The 16366-nt window shown below is 33.4% G+C and carries 15 protein-coding genes; 11 read left to right on the top strand and 4 right to left on the bottom strand.

Annotated features, from left to right (window positions below; genetic code table 11):
- The first annotated feature begins 14 nt into the window (after positions 1-14).
- The 3 genes from ACXR6G_RS07515 (at position 15) to ACXR6G_RS07505 (ending at position 5186) form a co-directional block, all read left to right on the top strand.
- Positions 15-236, top strand: a complete 222-nt coding sequence (locus ACXR6G_RS07515; RefSeq protein ID WP_458360800.1) for a PLD nuclease N-terminal domain-containing protein — start codon at positions 15-17, stop codon at positions 234-236.
- A gap of 262 nt (positions 237-498) precedes the next feature.
- Entirely contained in the window at positions 499-2949 is a 2451-nt protein-coding gene (locus ACXR6G_RS07510) for a prolyl oligopeptidase family serine peptidase (RefSeq protein WP_458360799.1), read from the top strand.
- Between the two features lie 191 nt (positions 2950-3140).
- Positions 3141-5186, top strand: coding sequence for a cation:proton antiporter domain-containing protein (locus tag ACXR6G_RS07505; RefSeq protein WP_458360798.1), 2046 nt, complete (start codon positions 3141-3143; stop codon positions 5184-5186).
- 60 nt (positions 5187-5246) lie between these two features.
- Here ACXR6G_RS07505 and ACXR6G_RS07500 read toward each other — a convergent pair whose 3' ends face one another.
- The 4 genes from ACXR6G_RS07500 to ACXR6G_RS07485 form a co-directional block, all read right to left on the bottom strand.
- On the bottom strand, positions 5247-5453 hold the full coding sequence (locus ACXR6G_RS07500) for a YgaP family membrane protein (protein WP_458360797.1): 207 nt from the start codon (positions 5451-5453) through the stop codon (positions 5247-5249).
- A 34-nt stretch (positions 5454-5487) separates the two neighbouring features.
- Positions 5488-6012, bottom strand: coding sequence for an SRPBCC family protein (locus ACXR6G_RS07495; protein ID WP_458360796.1), 525 nt, complete (start codon positions 6010-6012; stop codon positions 5488-5490).
- Positions 6013-6173: 161 nt separating this feature from the next.
- On the bottom strand, positions 6174-7211 hold the full coding sequence (gene asnA / locus ACXR6G_RS07490) for an aspartate--ammonia ligase (protein ID WP_458360795.1): 1038 nt from the start codon (positions 7209-7211) through the stop codon (positions 6174-6176).
- Positions 7212-7612: 401 nt separating this feature from the next.
- The gene (locus tag ACXR6G_RS07485; RefSeq protein WP_458360794.1) at positions 7613-8137 is read right to left on the bottom strand and encodes a DUF4251 domain-containing protein; all 525 of its coding nucleotides are present in this window, start codon (positions 8135-8137) and stop codon (positions 7613-7615) included.
- Positions 8138-8771: 634 nt separating this feature from the next.
- Between ACXR6G_RS07485 and ACXR6G_RS07480 the strand changes: the two genes are divergently transcribed.
- The 8 genes from ACXR6G_RS07480 (at position 8772) to ACXR6G_RS07445 (ending at position 16358) form a co-directional block, all read left to right on the top strand.
- Positions 8772-9509 (top strand): DUF3667 domain-containing protein, encoded by a 738-nt coding sequence (locus ACXR6G_RS07480; protein WP_458360793.1) that lies wholly within the window; start codon positions 8772-8774, stop codon positions 9507-9509.
- A 380-nt stretch (positions 9510-9889) separates the two neighbouring features.
- A complete protein-coding gene (locus ACXR6G_RS07475; RefSeq protein ID WP_458360792.1) occupies positions 9890-11008 on the top strand; it encodes a serine hydrolase domain-containing protein in 1119 nt (372 codons plus the stop codon).
- Positions 11009-11167: 159 nt separating this feature from the next.
- Positions 11168-11821, top strand: a complete 654-nt coding sequence (locus tag ACXR6G_RS07470) for a class I SAM-dependent methyltransferase (protein WP_458360791.1) — start codon at positions 11168-11170, stop codon at positions 11819-11821.
- A 179-nt stretch (positions 11822-12000) separates the two neighbouring features.
- Positions 12001-12759, top strand: a complete 759-nt coding sequence (locus ACXR6G_RS07465; protein ID WP_458360790.1) for an alpha/beta hydrolase-fold protein — start codon at positions 12001-12003, stop codon at positions 12757-12759.
- Positions 12760-13308: 549 nt separating this feature from the next.
- Complete coding sequence (locus ACXR6G_RS07460; protein WP_458360789.1) at positions 13309-13695, top strand: hypothetical protein; 387 nt, start codon at positions 13309-13311, stop codon at positions 13693-13695.
- 362 nt (positions 13696-14057) lie between these two features.
- Positions 14058-14363 (top strand): hypothetical protein, encoded by a 306-nt coding sequence (locus ACXR6G_RS07455; RefSeq protein ID WP_458360788.1) that lies wholly within the window; start codon positions 14058-14060, stop codon positions 14361-14363.
- Between the two features lie 374 nt (positions 14364-14737).
- Positions 14738-15685: a hypothetical protein gene (locus ACXR6G_RS07450; RefSeq protein WP_458360787.1), complete on the top strand. Its 948-nt coding sequence runs from the start codon at positions 14738-14740 to the stop codon at positions 15683-15685.
- Complete coding sequence (locus ACXR6G_RS07445) at positions 15672-16358, top strand: ATP-binding cassette domain-containing protein (protein ID WP_458360786.1); 687 nt, start codon at positions 15672-15674, stop codon at positions 16356-16358. Before ACXR6G_RS07450 ends, ACXR6G_RS07445 begins: the two co-directional genes overlap by 14 nt.
- The last annotated feature ends 8 nt before the right edge of the window (positions 16359-16366 follow it).

Genomic DNA, 16366 nt, shown 5'->3' with positions numbered 1-16366 from the left:
TAAAAATAAGAAAGATGATTTATTTAGGAATAGTAGGACCGTGGCAAATTTTAATTATTCTATTTGCTTTGGCAATATTTGCATTGCTACCCATTATTGCACTCATAGATATTTTGCGAAATGAGTTTACAGGATCTAACAAGCTAATTTGGGTCGTTGTCACTATATTTTTACCTTTTCTGGGACCCTTGCTTTATTTTGCAATAGGACGGAATCAGAAAATTCGTCAGATTTAAAGAGCGAATAACTCTTAATGATTAAAAGCAAATCCCATTCTCTAGTTGAGATTGGGATTTGTTCTTTGTTAATCTTTTGGATGGGTCAACTTTGTTGTAATTGCATAGTTTAACTGTTTTTAACTATTTATAAATTTAATTTATGTTTAGATTTATATTATGTATTTACTTAATAACTAACACAATCAATATTTCTTTTTTGACATAGCCTATCAAATGCTGATCAGAAAAGACAATGAAAACAACCTAACACATGATTAAAATGAAAAACATTTTTTCCTTGGCATGTATTCTGGTATTTGCTTATTCCAGCAGTTTTGCACAGTTGGATCTTAAATATCAAAAACCAGACAAAGCTATTTTCGATTTGGCTGATGCGCCTATGGCTCCATCGGTTCGTATTAACAGTAAGGGTGACAAGATTGTCTTACTAGAGAGAAATCGTTACAAATCCATCATTGAATTATCGGAACAAGAGTTGCGATTGGGTGGATTGCGTATCAATCCGGTAACAAATATTGGAAGTCGTGTGCGTTACATCACAGGCATTGCTGTTCAAATTGTAGGAGATAGAAATAGTATAGCTGTTAAAGGATTACCTATTGATGGTCGTTTTGCTAACTTTTCATGGTCTCCAGATGAGGATTTTATGGCCTTTACCAATACCACTTTAAAAGGCGTTGAGTTATGGGTTTTAGATATAGCAAAAGCAGAGGCTACAAAATTATCTGAAGATAAATTGAATGCTAATATGGGACGTCCTTTTTCATGGTATCGTGATAGCAAATCTCTATTGGTTAGGTTTTTACCTGAGAATAAGAAAGTCTTAATTGAAAAATCGACAGCGATCCCTTATGGGCCAACTGTTACGGTAAACGATGGCAAAAAAGCACAGAATAGAACCTATCAGGATTTATTGAAGGATAAATCGGATGAATTTAATTTTGAACAATTAGTTCGTTCAGAACTTTACAAAGTGAGTCTGACTGGTAAGAAAGAATTGTGGAAAGAAGCAGATATGTACAAGAGTTTTTCCTTTTCGCCTGATGGTCAATATATCTTACTGACCACTATTGAAAGACCTTTTTCTTACCTAGTACCTATGAATCGTTTCCCTTCCAAAACCATCATTTACACGCAAGTGGGCGTGATGGTGAAAACCATTCTTGAAGTACCTCTTATCGAAGATCTACCTAAGGGTTTTATGGCTGAACGAAAAGGGATGAGAAATCTATCCTGGCGTTCTGATCGTCCATCAAGCCTTTATTGGGTTGAAGCATTAGATGGTGGTGATCCTGCAAAAGAAGTTGATTTCCGTGATGAGCTGTTTACATTGGATGCCCCTTTTTCTCAAGAGGCTCAGTCCTTATTAAAAACAAAATATCGATTTGGAGGCGTTACTTGGGGAGATAAGCAGACTGCTGTAGCTTATAACTATTGGTGGAATAGCAGAACAATCCAAACGCTTTTATTTGATCCTGCACATCCTGAAAAGGAAGCTCGTGTATTGAATGAGAGAAACTATCAGGATAGGTACAGCGATCCAGGGAATTTTGTGACAAGTAAAAACCAATACGGACGTTACTCTCTTGAATTAGATGGCAATAATGCTTATTTGAATGGTAGAGGTTATTCCAAAGAAGGTGTTCGTCCCTTTATTGATGAGATAAACTTAAAAACAGGAAAAACTAATCGTCTGTGGAGAGCTGATGGTAAAACGACTTTGGAGAGTATTTCCGATGTCATTAACATCAAAAAAGGCATTATCCTCACTAATGTCCAGTCCAAAAACGATTATCCAAACTATTATATTCGTAATATCAAGAAAAGAATAGCACCACAGCAGATCTCATTTACTGAGAATCCTTTTAAGAGCATTCAAAATGTGCATAAAGAGGTGATTAAATACGAGCGTGAAGATGGTGTTGAACTTTCGGCGACCTTATATCTTCCTGCTGGATACGATATGGAGAAGAAAGAGAAATTACCAATGTTGATGTGGGCGTATCCTAAGGAATTTAAAGACAAGGCAAGTGCGGGACAAGTAACAAGTTCGCCTAACGAGTTTGTATATCCATGGTATGGTTCTCCAATATTTTGGGTTAACCGAGGCTATGTGGTTTTAGATGATGCGTCATTCCCAATTATTGGTGAAGGTGATACTGAACCTAACGATACCTTTATGAAACAATTGGTAGATAACGCAAAAGCTGCCATCGATGCTGTTGACAATTTGGGCTATATCGATAGGAACCGCGTTGCTGTAGGTGGACACTCATATGGTGCATTTATGACGGCTAACCTGTTAACGCATTCGAATTTGTTTGCAGCTGGTATTGCTCGTAGTGGTGCTTATAATAGAACACTAACTCCTTTTGGTTTTCAGAGTGAAGAGCGTAACTATTGGGAAGCGCCTCAGGTTTACAACAAAATGTCGCCTTTTATGAATGCTGATAAAATGAAAACTCCTTTGCTTCTGATTCATGGTAAGGCTGATAATAATTCGGGAACTTACACCATGCAGAGTGAGCGTTATTTTAATGCATTAAAAGGCTTAGGTGCAACAGTACGTTTGGTTGTATTGCCCAAAGAAAGTCACGGTTATGCCGCTAAAGAATCTATTCTACATATGCTATGGGAACAAGATCAGTGGTTAGAGAAGTATGTGAAAAATCGTAAGATGAATAAAGAAATTACTAAAGAAGAAAAGTAATTCAAATTGAAATTTATTTGAGAGAGAGCTCCCTTTTAAGGGAGCTCTTTTTGTTTAGACATATCAATGATCAGCATTTAAAAATAAGCTTGTTCCATATATTTGAAATATAAAATTGGGTTGTAGTGGATGCACGAAGTCTGTGTAAATAAGAGAATCTAAAGCATTCATTTGAAAAAAATAATTATCTTATGTCTCAGATTCACAAATGGAATCAACTGCCTATGGAAACCTACCTCGATATTATTCTCTTTTTAGCCGGATTTTTAATTGTAAGCGTTGCTGCCAGCCGGCTGTCACTTTACTTCCTGAAGGTTAAATTGCCAATTATTACTGGCCTCCTTGTTATTGGGATTATTGCAGGTCCCTTTGTATTAAAACTCATTCCTGGCGAATCTTTATCCCAACTTAATTTTATAAATGATATTTCTCTTTCTTTTATTGCTTTTGCAGCTGGAGCCGAGCTCTATCTTGCTGAATTAAAAGGGCGAATGAAGAGTATCAAATGGATGACTTTTGGACAACTGTTTTTCACTTTTGTTTTGAGTACTATAGCCATTTATTATTTGAGTGAGCGTATTCCCTTTATGTCAGGATTTACGAATGGGGTGAAAATTGCTGTTGCCATGTTGATAGGCGTTATTTTTGTAGCTCGTTCGCCAGTTTCAGCCATTGCGATTATCAACGAAATGCGTGCTAAAGGACCTTTTGTCAAAACAGCGATTGGTGTTACGGTTGTAAAAGATGTACTTGTTATTATTTTGTTCACGCTTTGTTTTGCTATTGCCGATGCTCTTATTTCAGGAATCTCAATAAACTTTATCCTTATAGCTATTCTTATTGGAGAGCTTCTTTTCTCTTTCTTTTTAGGATGGATTTTAGGTAAATTGATGAATTTTGTTTTGGGATTAAGCCTGTCAACAGGCCTGAAAGCTTTTGTTTTAATTGTTTTAGGCTACTTGTCTTTTTTCCTTGCACATCAATTGCATCATTATAGCGAAGCTCTTTTAGGTTTCAATATTTATGTAGAGCCTTTACTGGTTTGTATTCTTGCAAGTTTCTATGTGGTTAATTATGGAAATTATCGTCGAGAATTCAATAAGATTATAGAAAGAGTCGTTCCAAAGATCTATATTTTGTTCTTCACGCTTACCGGTGCTTCTCTATCTCTCGATAGTTTTGCTCAGGCCTTTAGTATTGCGATTATCTTCTTTTTTATTCGATTGATTAGTATGGCTATTGGAGCTTATGTTGGTGGACGCATGGCAGGAGATCCCAAATCCTATAACCGAATTTCGTGGACACCCTATGTGACACAAGCAGGAGTTGCTTTAGGTTTGGTTTCTATTGTCAGCCAAAAATACCCTGAATGGGGAGCTGAGTTTGCTACCGTACTGATTACGGTTATTGTGATTAATCAAATTGTAGGTCCACCACTCTTTAAATGGGCGATTCTGAAAGTAGGAGAATCTCACCGTAAGCACGATATTTTACATGAAAAACGAGATAAAAAGGTCTTTATTTTTGGTCTCGAAGGGGAATCTCTAGCCTTAGCTCGTCAGCTGAAATCGAGTGATGTTCAGGTAAGCATGGTGACACGTGATAAAGAAAAGGCATCACATGAATATAAGGGTGTTAAGGTTATTCATATGAAAGATTTAGGTATAGACGAAATGAAACGTATTGGGGCTGATGAGGCTGATAGTTTTGTTCTTTTTTATCAAGATGAAGAGAGCTTAGAGATATGCGAATTGGCTTATGAACAATTTGGTACGCGTCACCTGGTTGTGCGTTTGCACGATAGAACATTTATGAAGCGTTTTCAGGACTTAGGTGCTCTTATTGTTGAGCCAGCTTCTATGCTAATTAATTTGATGGATCACTTGGTTCGTTCTCCAATTGCAACATCTATCATTCTGGGTATGGATGAAAGTCAGGATACAGTAGATGTCGAAATGCAAAATGCCGATTACCATGGCATGAGTATACGAGAACTTCAGATGCCTAGCGATATTATTATTTTATCAACTAAGCGTAATGAGAATCCTATTATTTCAACAGGATATACCCGATTGAAAATGGGAGATGTCTTAACCCTTGTGGGATCAAGAGAAAGTTTAGAGAAGGTAAGGCTAAAGCTAGGGCAGCAAAATCATGCTGATTTTAGACAATTGAAAGGGATACAAATGAAATTTCTTAAGAATGTGAAATCTCCCAAAGGAGGTGATTTTATTTAGAGGTATTGTGAAACAAGAAAGGCTGCTTTTCCAAGCAGCCTTTCTTGTAATTATAAAAGTTTAATCTTTCTTTTTACAAGTATTAAAGCCCATAAGAGCATAAGGAGGACAATTCCCAATAATAGCTGAAATAAGCATAATAGATGCAAATACGACAACTACAATTCCTATAGTACCTGTGATAATATCCATTATAAACAAAACAATTAACGCTATTGCTACTATTGAACGTAAGATTCGGTCAATAGGACCCATGTTCTTTTTCATATCTTAAAAAATTAAATGATTAATGAATTGTTTATTATTTCTCAATATAAGCTTTAAATTTATTTAGTCCTTTTTCAAAACTAGGACCAATTTGCTCTTCCATATCCATAAACAACATGATAATGGTTGTTGGGAAAGCGTGATCACCACGGAAACCCCAAGTCACTTCTGTTTGATTCTCTAATTCTTTAAGCTTAAAGAAACCAATACTTGTTGATTCAAATGGCTTAAGAAAACGTAATTCTGTTTCAATATCCGTATTAGGTGTAATTTTCATGATTTCTTGTTCGCCTTCACCAACTTCCTCGTTGCCAATCCAATATGTGACAGAACCAACTTCTCCATCAATTCCTCTGTAATCAACTTTCATATCAGGATCCATCTCAGCCCATGGCGACCATTCTTGTTGTTCCTTTAAAGAACAAAGACTTTTAAATACGGTGTCAATTTGAGATGTAACAACAACTTTTCGTTCAACTTGATAGGCTTTTGGTGCAAATAAATGCAGTATAAATACTATAATGATTAGAATGCTAACGATCCAGATAGCTTTTTTCATGAAGCAGGGTTTTTAGATTAGTTTGTATGGTAATAGATCGGATTTTGTCATAAGTAAAAGACAAGTGCCTCCTAAATTTAAGAAAAAAAATCTTATTATAGGATTCACCTGCCTTAATATTGTCTTTAACCTTATGGATATCTTTTGATAAGGATCGTTTGCTAGAGAATGAAAATTGATGATTCTTTACACTTCTCTCTTAATTCATCTGGCCAAATACTCGATTGAACTTCTCCGATATGGGCCTTTTTCAAAAGGAACATACACAGTCTCGACTGTCCAATTCCACCACCAATTGAATAGGGTAGTTCTCCAGCAAGAAGTTTTTTATGGAACATCAAGGATTTTCTTGATTCAGCACCACGAATTTCAAGTTGTCTTTCAAGGGCTTCCTCATCAACTCGAACACCCATTGAGGATACTTCAAAAGCAATTTCCAGTATTGGGTTCCAAAGAATAATATCACCGTTTAAGCCTTTATAACCGTTAAGTGTAGGTGTGCTCCAATCATCGTAGTCAGGAGCACGACCATCGTGTGGTTCACCGTTGGCCATTTCGCTACCAATACCAATAATAAAGACGGCACCATATTCTTTAGCTACTTTTGTTTCTCTCTCCTTAGGACTTAGATCAGGATACTTTAGTAACAGATCCTCGGCATGGATAAAGTAAATGTCTTCAGGTAATTGGGAATCTATACTTGGATAATGTTCCTGTAGAATGTATTCTGTTCTTTTTAGAGCTGAATAAATTTGTGTTACTGTTTTCTTCAAAGTATCCAGGCTACGTTCTTCTTTAGTGATTGTTTTTTCCCAATCCCACTGATCTACATATAAAGAGTGGATATTGGTGAAATCTTCATCAGGACGAAGGGCGTTCATATCCGTATAAAGACCCTGTCCCACAGGAATACTTAGTTCTCCAAGCATGTAGCGTTTCCATTTTGCTAGCGAATGAACCACTTCAGCTCTATCATCGCCCAATGCCTTAATGGGAAAGGCAACAGGGCGCTCAGTACCGTTTAAATCGTCGTTTAAGCCCGTGTGTTTCATCACGATTAGTGGAGCGGTAACGCGTTTCAATCGGAGTTCTGCTGATAGTTGCAATTGGAACTGATCTTTAATGAGCTTGATGGCTTTTTCCGTACGATCTAAGTCGAGTAAGCTCTTGTAATCTTTTGGGATAATTAAATCTTTCATGGTTTTGGTTTCTAGTTAGAATTAAAATCGTGGTATAAAAAAAGCCTTTCCGTAGGGTGGAAAGGCTAAAACAAATGCATGTTGGTATCCTTTCTCACCCTCAGGGAAAATTATTATTAATGTTATTATTATTATTGAATGAATACATAGTGTTGTAAAAATGTGTTTATAAAAAAAAGCCTTCCGGTAGGGGAAGGCTTTAGTTAGTGTAGGTATATTTTAACAATCAACTATAAGCTTCCCGATTTCGATGAATTATTATTCATCAAATTATTAAAAGCATTATTGTTGTTGAATGATCTCATAGTTTCTTTATTTGATGCTGCTAAACTAGACAAGTTTTTTTGAATTACAAAACACAAAAAATCATTTATCGTAAAAATGAACTTGAAAACCAGAGCTTATTCCGATTCAGATTCTTCATTTTCCAGTTCTGAGATTTGCCCTGAATATGAGATGTGAGCTTTGCTGTCGGTTCGAATAATGGTGGATGCTGATTTTTTTGAAAAGACTTCCATAATAACAGTGTATGTATCTTTATCCTTGACTTCGAAGGTGTAAGTCACTTTCATTTTTTTGTCATTACGAGTCAGTTTTTTATTTAAAATATCACCTTCAAAATTGATCCCACCATCAGCACCATAATCCACTCGATAAGCTCTTCCGAAAAAAGGTAAATCACCTATGCTTTTATTTTCAGATATTTTAATAAAGCCATAGTTTGTGGTCAAATCGATAGATGTTCCACCTTGAGGATAGGCCTTTTCAGCCTCAAATTTGAATTCACCACTTTCAATCAGTTGCAAGCATTCGATATATGCTTTTTGTCTTTTCTCTTTTCTAGCCTCTTTGTTTTGAGCAAAAGCATTTGAGAAAACAAATAGAAGTAGGAGTGAACTGATCAGAATTTTAAGTTTGGATTTCATAACTAAACGTGTTGATTTATACCCTATAAGTTAACCAAAAAACATGCCATAAAAAAGCCCATTCAGATTTATCGATACGACAGGTGTCAGAACCACCCACTATAAGATTGAGAATACTAGGAGTATCCTATTAACTGTGTAAATGGTTTTTTTTATGTAACTATTCAACTTGGCAAACTTGACATCCTAATCTAACTTATATTTTGTGTTTTATTAAACTTCAGCGTTCTATCCAATCTATAATTCCCCCTCCTTTATAACCACCTACCCAAACAAGCTTGGCGGAGTGGTCCTAAACGCCCATTTACCATTCCCCTAAGTAGATGTGTTCTATTTTATGTACACTTACCAACTTTCCCGTACAAAACATATTGTTTGTTCACTGCTTTTCATAAATTTGGGAGGCTTTGAATTTAAAGCTAAGCTCTTTTTGTTTAAATAAGGATCAGAAGCCTCTAATGTGGTTTTTAAGACTTGCAAAAACTTAAAGCCCTTGCTGACCATTACAAATGATAAGAGTTACGATAATAACAACTTATAAAAACAAACAGATAAGTGATATAAAGTGCAAGGCACTTTACACACATGTTGACAGTAATATTGACAAACTCACACGGAATAAAAAGCAAATAGAATGATTTGTAAAAATTGCGAATATAATTTTAGTGGTAATTTTTGTAATAATTGTGGACAAAGTTCCAATGTTAGAAAAGTTGACTTTAAATACTTACTTGATGAAATTCCTAATGGTGTTTTTCAGTTAAACCGTGGGATTTTATTCACTCTTAAACAATTATTTACAAGACCAGGTCATAGCATAAGAGAATTTTTAGAAGGAAAAAGAAAACCTTATTATAGACCGATAGCTTTCTTATTAATTATATCTACATTATATGTTTTATCAGCGTTTTTGTTTGATAAAAGCACCTTTATTGATATGTTTCTTAGTGGATGGGAAAGGGCTATGATTAACAATAATGAAAATTCAGGTTTTGATATTCTAAAATGGATTTCAAGAAATCAAGCATACATAACATTACTATTTATACCAGTATTTTCTTTAGCTTCATATGTTGCATTTTTAAAATCTAAATTCAACTACTTTGAACATTTAGTATTGAATACGTATATCACTGCTCAACAAATGATAATTTATTTTATTTTTAGTTTTGTTTTTTTTGAAGATAATATTCTATTAATAATTCCTTATATCATTGGAGTTATATATAATTTTTGGACCTTTCATCAATTTTTTAAAGATAAAAAAACACTTAATAAAATATGGCTACTACTATTGACATATATTATTTTGTTACTAGAAATTATGATTATCATGTTTATAACTGCTGGAATATTTGTATTGAATAAATAAATACTACTGCCAACAAAAGCTAAATTTTATGGGCGGTGACGCTCAACTTGAAAAGCTTAGTTTAATTAATAAACACCAGCAAGCCAGATAAATTTGTTTGCTAAAAAATATAAACAAATTTATGCGGCTTACTTCTTTAGCGGTTTACTCACTTCGTTTCGTGATCTCCCTTCGGTCGGTAGATAAGACAACTCTTTAATCCCGATAGCTATCGGGAGCACACGAACCTTAGCAAGACCGTATAGGCAATTCGCTCTATAAAGGAAAAATTTATTGATTTTTGAAGCGAACGGTAAAAATATAAATCCCTGAAAATTAAAGACTAATTTTTACCGTTAGTCAGAAATTAAAGACAGACATACTGCATAAACTAAAATAAAATGAAGGTACCAAGATTTCAATCCACTATTCTGATATTGATAATTTGTTTTATCTCATGTAATCAAAATGATCAAGATTCTTTTAAAACCTCAAATGGTAAACATATTGATATATCTGAATTAGATAGCTTTATACAAGCTAGAATAGATTCTATGCAGATACCTGGACTTTCAATTGCCATTATTGAAAATGCAGAAATCAAATATCATCGTGCATTTGGTTTTAAAAATTTGGATACTAGGGGAAAGGTAGACAGCAATACATTATTTGAGGCAGCATCATTGTCTAAGCCTCTTTTTGCCTACTTTGTGATGAAACAAGTGGACAAAGGTTTGTTAGATTTGGACACGCCTTTGTGTGAATATATAAAGTATCCAAATATTGATCATGATGAAAGATATAAATTAATTACTGCCAGACAAGTGCTTTCTCATCAGACTGGATTTCCAAACTGGAGAAGAGAAGAAAAACTTAATATTGAATTTGAACCGAGTACAAATTTCAAATATTCAGGGGAAGGATACCAATATCTTGCAGCTGTAATTGCGAAACTGAAAAATGTTGATGAAGGGAAATTGGATAGTGTATTTCAAAAAGAAGTAGCAGGGCCAATTGGAGCCCGATGTTTATTTTATAATTGGGACGACTCAGTGGCTAAGTATAAAGCCTATGGTCATAGATTTGGTAAAGTTACAGATAATACCAAGCCCCCTCGCAGCAATAATGACTTTGGTGCGGCTCATAGTCTACATACCGATGCAGAAAGTTATTCGAAATTCATAATTGCTTTGCTTGAAAAAAAAGGATTAACAAAAGAAAGCTATGATGAAATGTTTGCTGCTCAAGTTACAGTTCCTGAAAATGATATGGAAAGAAAACTAACAGGATGTGAGTATTGGAGTCTTGGATTTGCTATGGATTCTACATCATATGGGCAAGTATATTTTCATTTTGGCGATAATGGTGATTTTGGTGGATATTTTAATTTCTATCCTGCCGACAAAAGTGGTATTGTTTTATTTACTAATTCATTAAAAATTTGGACAACAGATTTTATTCCAGAACTGGGTGAATTTATTGGGAAAGAGATAATGTTAGATAGGTCTCATATAAACTAATAAGAATTTGAAAGACAGCATAGTGTAAACCATGTGACTTGTACAACTGTAAGCTATCTCCCTGTACATACATTTGCTAAGGCATAGTGTCATGATAAATATAGGCAAGAGAAAAGTAGATCCTTAAAAACTAAGAAAAAGGAAAATTTAGCAACTAATATGGATATTGATAAAGACATAGACAGATTAGAAAGAGAGCGACGATTTTGGGATTCCTTTGCATCAAAATATGATAGCTTTATACGAAAAAATGCAGCATCATCTTATGAAAAACTGCTGATTGAATTACTTAATGACACAAATGATAGCTCTGACTTGTTAGAGATTGCAACTGGAACAGGGATATTATCTATTGAATTGAGAAGTCAAATTTCAAAAATTACAGCAATTGATATTTCACCTAAGATGATAGAGATTGCCAAAAAAAAAGTTAAAGAGAATCAAATCTCTAACATTGATTTTAGAGTAGGAGATTCTTATAATTTAGAGTTTCCGGATATGAGTTTTGATACTGTAATCGCATCTAATGTATTACATCTGCTTTACCAGCCAGATACAGCAATAAGTGAGATGAAAAGAGTTGTAAGAAAGAAAGGTAAAATAATTATCCCAACTTATTGTCATGGAGAAAACTTGAAAACTCATCTGATATCTAGATTAATGGGGATTGTCGGATTTAAAGCGAGGAGTAGATGGTCTATAAACTCGTTTGAGGCATTTATTAAAAGGAATGGGCTTCATATAGAGAGATTTATCATTTTAAAAGATAAAATGCCCTTGATTTATGTAGTAGCAAGAAAAAATGAATCGTGATTATTAAAGACGAAAATGTTAAAAGAAAGAAAAAAACGACCCGCTAGCAAAAGCTAAATTTCATGGGCGTTGATGAGCAGTTTGATCCCGATAGTTATCGGGAGCCTACGTAACTTAGCAAGACCGTTAGTTGCAATAATGAAGAACGACTTATAATACAAATAATAATATTTAGAAACATGAGAAACATTATCTTGATAGTAACAATTTCTGTGTTTTTTACAGTGAATTCAATCGGACAAAATGTAGGTGATTCTCCCCAAACTAAACTTGGATTTACTACGAAAATAAACTCTGAAATTCTTAACGACAGTCTTAATTTATTTATTCATCTTCCATTCAATTATAAGAAAGATAAAGAATTCCCCTTGATTTTGTTGTTAGATGCACATACATCATTCAAAGCATTTTCTGCTTGCACAGAATTAATGGCATATGACAGAAGTATCCCTACTTGCATCGTTGTTGGATTTCCACAATATAAATATGCAGATTTTGATTCGACAAGCATAGAAAGTAAAATGGATAAACTGGCTAAGTTTATTGGTGAAGAATTGCTTCCCTATATTGAATCAAAATATAATATTACTAAAAAAATAATTTGGGGACAGGGAACTGAAATTACAACCTACTTAATGTTAGACAAGCCAGACTTATTTGACGGGTATATTGCTGATGTGCCTGACTTTAGTTTAATTTCTGATAAAGTCGATTCAAAAAATGCTTTTGGAAACTTAAAAAACAAGAATGTGAATTACTATCTATTTGGAAATATAGCGAATGATATTTATAATGAAACATTCCTCAATAACTTAAAATCAAATGCTCCAGATGGATTGAATTGGCATTACAATATTTCGGATGAACCAAATAATATTATTTATTTTTTAAATAATTACACGCATGCAATTGAATTGTTTTTCAATGATGCAGAATAATAATTACAGCAACTAACAAAAAATACAGTGCATTTGGCAAATAGTGCTAAATATGAAAGCAATAGCAATAAATAAACCTAGTTGTAAATTGAAAGCGAAGTACGTAAAATGACAAACGCATCATATTCAACCCGTTTCCCAAATCAAACAAGTTTGGGCATTTTAAGCCCATCATTTCAAATAAAAGAGTGCGTCAGACCTGACACCCCGAAACATCGGGGTTAAAACCTGTCAGGTCTTGTTTTTTGATCCCCTAAGTAGAGGCGTTCTATTTTATGTGCAATACCCAACTTTCTCTTACAAAACATATTGTTTGTCTCCTGCTTTTCATAAATTTGGTAGGCTTTAAATTAAAAGCTAAGCTCTTGTTGTTTAAATAAGGATCAGAAGCCTCTAATGTGGTTTTTTTAAGTCTTGCAATAATTTAAAATCTTCTGCTGACCATTACAGATGATAAGAGTCACGACAATAACAACTTATAAAAACAAACAGATAAGTGATATAAGTCGCTATGCGACTTACAAACTTGTTACCAAACATTTGACAAAAATGGAAATACGATTTACAAGAAAACGACTTAAACATTATTTTATTTTCGGAATACTATGGTTAGTTCTCGGAACAACCGCAGTTATTTTTAATTCGGACAATATTTTTAATTATGGTTATATAATAATCGGAATTTTATATTTCGGAACTTATCTCTTTGAAAACAATAAACAGTATTTGACAATAGAAAACGGAATTATATCAAAAAATCATCTGATTCCGAAAAAAATAAATCTGAACGAAATAAAGCGGATTAAAAAATTTGCTGGAGATTATATACTGGAAACTGACTCAACTGAATTAAGAATCAATACTGAATTGATTGAAGAGAAATCTTTTGCGGAATTGAATACTGTGTTAGAGAATTTGAATTTAGAAACGAAATAAAAACGTTTGGTAACAAAAGCTAAATTTCATGGGCGGTGATGAGTCGTTTGAAAGTTTGGTTCAATTAATCCCGACGAGTCGGGACCAGCAAGCCAATACAATTGGTTTGCTTAAAATTATAAATTTATTACTCACGAATTAAGATTTTTAAAGGTGTTCGTGATTTTAAAATGCGGCTTGCTTACTTGGCTCATTACTCACTTCGTTTCGTGATCTCCCTTCGGTCGGTAGATAAGACAACATAGTGTAAACCATGTGACTTGTACAACTGTAAACTATCTCCCTGTACATACATTGCGGAACTCACTCAAAAATTAAATGATCTGAGAAACTTTTAACCTTAATCATTAATAAATTATAATATGAAATCAAAAACAATGACATTCAATCAGTCACTAAACAAGGAAAAGTGTATCAATTTTTTCATTCGTTATGGTTATTATATTCACTCTGAAGATGACAAAACTCTAGTGTTGAGAAAAGCAGGCACTGAGTTTACTACTTCGGGAGAAAAATTCCCAAAGGAATTATCTGTTTTTTTTAAAAATCATGAAACCGAAGTTTCATTGAAATACGATACGTTTGTCTTATTTGATACTGGTGACTTACAAGAGGAACTTGATTTAATTTCGAACCGTATAACAACCAATATGAATAATCTCGTTTAATTTAAACAGTATATTACTGGATGTATTAATTCAAAATTGTTCAAGATTTAACTGAAACATAAAGTTATTTCTTAATTCTTTTTTGGAATTATATAACTGAACGAGAAACTTTATTCATTCAAATTACAACCTAAAACTGACAATCATAAAAACTACTACTTACAGCAAAAGCTAAATTTCATGGGCGCTGAAGAGTGGTTTTAAAGTTTAGTACAATTAAGAAACACCAGCAAGCCAAATAACTTTGGCTTGCTCATATTATAAATAAAATTATTTGGCTTGCTTATTTAGCGGTTTGATAAGATTACTCTTTGAAATCGCCCACAAAACTTAGCAAGACCGTTAGCGTTCATGCAAAAGCACTATAGCAAAAAATGATAGGAGAATTCATCAATATAAGATTCAAACAAGTTTATCGCGAAATAAAAGGGATTGGACTCTTTAGAGTTATCTTCTTAGCTGGATTGCTGGTGTTTTTAGGTTTTATCTTGTTTAAACAAACAGAAATACTTCCAAATGTCTATTATTTTTCAGGAATTTATCTATCGGTTATAGTTTTAATCCAACTAATAAGACATGATAAGTTATTCTTAAAAAGTCATTTCAATAATTACAAATTAATTTGTTTGACAGAATATTCGATTCTGACCATACCGCTTCTTCTGTGTTTGATTTATCATTCTCACTGGCTTTTGATTTTCATATCGTTCCTTTCATTATTTTTAATTGCAAATCTGGATTTCAAAGTCAAACCGCGTGATCTAAATACAAAAATACAGCAATGTATTCCGTATGACTGTTTTGAATGGAAAGGGGGATTAAGGAAATTCTTTTTATTTATAGTTCCACTATGGATCATTTCATTGACTACCTCATTCTTTATAGGAAGTGTTCCGATTGCAATTTTTATTTTGGGGCTTGTTCCTTTTGGCTTTTATGAAAAATCAGAACCCTATCAAATGATTCTTGCGTATGAAATGAGCACCCGTAGATTCTTATTTCATAAAATAAGCTTACAAATTATCTTGTTTTCTGTTATTACCATTCCCCTAGTCTTGACATTTATGTTCTTTCATTATGAGCATTGGTATATACCGATAGTAGAATATATTATTTTTATCTCTTTGCATATTTATTTCATTCTAGCTAAATATGCTTTTTATGAACCAAACAGCAAATCGCCCATTACAGTAATCTTTGGTTCTATAGGTGCCACAGCGATATTTATTCCTTTTTTATTACCGGTAGTTTGGTTATTATCGGTGTGGTTTTACATAAAATCAACGAACAAACTCAATCTCTATTTAAATGATTACAATTAAGGATCTCGACATATCGTATAATAGCAAAAATAAAGTAATTGATTCACTCTGCTTATCACTAATGGAAGATACCATTCATGGAATTGTTGGATTAAATGGAGCAGGAAAGACAACACTATTAAATGCGATTTTTGGATTAAAAAAAGTCGCCTCAGGAGCAATCATTTATCATGGAGCAAAAATCAATAAAAGAGATATAGCTTATTTGGTAAGTGAGAATTTCTTCTATTCAAACATTACAGGTAGAGAATACCTTGGTTTGTTTAAAAATAAGTTATTTAATACGGACAAATGGAATGAATTATTTTTGCTACCACTCGATCAGATTATAGATTCCTATTCAACTGGAATGAAAAAGAAATTGGCTTTACTTGTTCTTCTTAAGCAAGATAAGCCAATTATGATTTTAGATGAACCTTTTAATGGATTGGATATTGAGACATGCAGGATTATGCGTTCTATATTGTTACGTTTAAAGGAAAAAGAGAAAACAATAATAATAACATCACACATAATTGAAACCTTGACAAATTTGTGTGATTATATCCACTATCTTGAAAATGGAACAATAAAACACAGTCATGAAAAACATGATTTTGCCGAATTTGAAAGAGAATTATTTGAATCGATAGAGAATAAGAACATTAAATTAATAGAAAATTTGATTGGATAATGCACGAA

The organism is Ancylomarina sp. YFZ004, assembly GCF_054254355.1.
Note: the sequence above shows the minus strand (reverse complement) of the source record. Positions and strands in the feature narration are given on the sequence as shown.